This window comes from Isoptericola sp. NPDC060257 (assembly GCF_042726645.1).
Classification (GTDB): domain Bacteria; phylum Actinomycetota; class Actinomycetes; order Actinomycetales; family Cellulomonadaceae; genus Isoptericola; species Isoptericola nanjingensis.
Genome location: NZ_JBHXAW010000433.1, coordinates 1 through 2,254, shown reverse-complemented (window position 1 = coordinate 2,254; position 2,254 = coordinate 1). Strand labels below are relative to the sequence as shown.

Below are 2,254 nucleotides of genomic sequence, written 5' to 3'. Positions count from 1 at the left end.
CGCGTCCGTTGTGTATAAGACACACCCCTCAGCTCCCCCCCGACGAGAAGGCCCGGAACCTCATGGTTCCGGGCCTTCTTGCGTGACCAGGGGTTTCACGGTGCGGGACGCCCTTGCGCCGTCGCCGTGGTCGCCTAGGGTCGGACCTGCGGCCGCGTCGTCGGCCGCCACATCTGAAGACACCCATGACAGGGGAGCGCCGTCGAAGGGGCGCTGAGAGTGCGGGCACAGCCGCAGACCCTTGGAACCTGCTCCGGTTAGCACCGGCGAAGGGAGTTACCTGGAATGTCCGCGCCCACTGTCCTGCGCAGCCCGTCCCTGCGGTACCGCACCGTCGACCTCGTCACCGTGGCCATGCTCGGCGTGGCCGTCGGTGTCGTCTTCTGGGGCTGGACCCAGCTCTACCACCTGCTCTCCGCCGGGCTGGCCGTCGCCTTCCCGCCGGCCACCGGGCTGCTCGGGGGCGGCTGGCTGCTCGGCGGCGTGCTGGGCGGCCTCATCGTCCGCCGCCCGGGCGCGGCGCTGCTCACCGAGGTCGTCGCCGCGAGCGTCGAGGCGCTGCTCGGCGCCGGCTGGGGCTTCTCGGCGATCGTCTCCGGCGTCGTCCAGGGGTTCGGCGCCGAGCTCGTGCTCGCCCTGTTCCTCTACCGCCGGTTCGGCACCGCCGTCGCGGCCCTGGCGGGTGCGACGGCGGGTGCGTGCGGCGCCGTCTACGAGTGGTTCGCCTACTACCCGGACTGGGCGTGGGGCTTCCGGCTGGCGTACCTGGGCCTCTTCGCGCTGTCCGGCGCGCTGCTCGCGGGCCTGGGAGGCGCGGCGCTCGTGCGCGCCCTCGCGCGGGCCGGCGTGCTCGACGCGTTCGGGCCGGGGCGCGACCTCGCCGACCGCGGCGACGGTCGTGCCGCCGATCGCGCCCGGGCCTGACGGCGTGGCGCGCGACGATGTCCGGGCGCTCGTGCGGGGGCTGAGCTGGCGGCCCACCGGGCGCCGGGCCCCGACGATCGAGGGCCTCGACCTCACCGTCGGCGCGGGGGAGCGCGTCGGCCTGGTCGGGCCGAGCGGGGCGGGCAAGTCGACCGTGCTGCACGCCCTGGCGGGGGTCCTGGGGGACCCGCTGCCCGGTGACCTGTCCGGCACCGTCCACGTGGACGGCGGGGTGGGGCTCGTGCCGCAGGACCCGGGCTCCGCGGTCGTCGCGGCCCGGATCGGCCGGGACGCCGCCTTCGGCCCCGAGAACTCCGGCCTGCCGCGGGAGGAGATCTGGCGTCGGGCCCGGGAGGCTCTCGACCGGGTCGGGCTGCGGTACCCGCCCGACCGGCCGACGTCGGCCCTCTCGGGCGGCGAGCTGCAGCGGCTCGCGCTCGCGGGGGCGCTGGCGAGCGCTCCGGGCCTGCTGCTCCTGGACGAGCCGACCGCGATGCTCGACCCCGCCGCCGCGGCCGAGGTCCGCGCCGCCGTCGTCGGCGCGCTGGAGGGTACGGACACCGCCCTCGTGGTGGTCGACCACCACGTCGGGCCGTGGCTCGAGCACCTGGACCGCCTCGTGGTGCTCGGGCCGGGGGGCCGGGTCACGCACGACGTCGCGCCCGCCGCGCTGCGCGACGGCGCGGCCGGCCCGCGCGGCGACCTGACGCGCGCCGGCGTCTGGCTGCCCGGGGTGGCGGCGCCCGCCCCGCTGCCCGTCCCGGCCGCGCTGGTCGCGCCGGACGACGCCGGGCCGGAGGTCTCGGTCGACGCCCTCGAGGTCGACCTGACGACGCGCGGCCTGCGCGGCCGTACCACCACGCGGGCGCTCGACGGCGTGGCCGCGCGACTGCCTGCGGGGCGCCTCACGGCCGTCACGGGGCCTTCGGGGGCAGGGAAGTCCACGCTCGTCGCCACCCTCGCGGGGCACCTGCGGCCGACCGGCGGCGAGGTGCGGGGCGTCCCGGGGCGTACCGCCCCCTCGCGAGACCTTGCACGGTCGTGCGGCTGGGTGCCGCAGCACCCGGAGCACGGCCTGCTCGCCTTGCGCGTGCGGGACGAGGTGGAGCTCACCGGAAGCCGCCTCGGAGTCCCGGTGGACGTGGACGAGGTGCTCGCGCTGCTGCGCCTGGACCACCTCGCCGACGCGCACCCGTTCCGGCTGTCCGGCGGCGAGCAGCGGCGGCTCGCGCTGGCGGCCGCGCTCGCGCACCGGCCGGGGCTCGTGCTGCTCGACGAGCCGACCGTCGGCCAGGACCGGGGGACCTGGGCGGCGGTGGCCGGGTGGGCC

The 2,254-nt window shown here is 77.6% G+C and carries 2 protein-coding genes and 1 riboswitch; both genes read left to right on the top strand.

Features of this window, described 5'->3' with window-relative positions; all coding sequences use genetic code 11:
- Positions 1 to 180 precede the first annotated feature (180 nt).
- Positions 181 to 292, top strand: a riboswitch (TPP riboswitch).
- The gene (locus ACFWEK_RS20990) at positions 286 to 924 is read left to right on the top strand and encodes an ECF transporter S component (RefSeq protein WP_430545657.1); all 639 of its coding nucleotides are present in this window, start codon (positions 286 to 288) and stop codon (positions 922 to 924) included. Its footprint overlaps the riboswitch before it by 7 nt.
- A 4-nt stretch (positions 925 to 928) precedes the next feature.
- Positions 929 to 2,254: ATP-binding cassette domain-containing protein (locus ACFWEK_RS20985; protein WP_430555294.1), on the top strand; the 1,326-nt coding region annotated here is incomplete at its 3' end.